The 201-nt window shown below is 70.6% G+C and carries 1 pseudogene; it reads right to left on the bottom strand.

What is annotated here, in order from left to right:
* Nucleotides 1-201 (bottom strand): annotated as a pseudogene (locus OO54_RS41320) (sugar ABC transporter substrate-binding protein); the annotation flags it as partial.

The following is a 201-nucleotide window of genomic DNA, read 5'->3' as shown; positions in this document are numbered from 1 at the left end:
GCCTGCTGGCCGCCGAAGTAGGGGAACTTGGTGTCGAGGAAGGCCTTGGATTCGAGGTCGGCGCGGGTGGCGGGGAAGGCGCCCTGGGTGACGCGGGTGCTCGCGCCGGTGCCGGTGGTGGCGAACTCGGTGAAGGCGTAGGCGAGTTCCTTGTTCTTGGCGGCCTTGGGGACGGCCAGGGAGCTGCCGCCGTTCTCGGCG

The sequence above is a fragment of the Streptomyces wedmorensis genome, from assembly GCF_000716445.1.
Classification (GTDB): domain Bacteria; phylum Actinomycetota; class Actinomycetes; order Streptomycetales; family Streptomycetaceae; genus Streptomyces; species Streptomyces wedmorensis.
The sequence above is the reverse complement of the archived record's forward strand: the minus strand, read 5'-3'. Positions and strand labels throughout refer to the sequence as shown.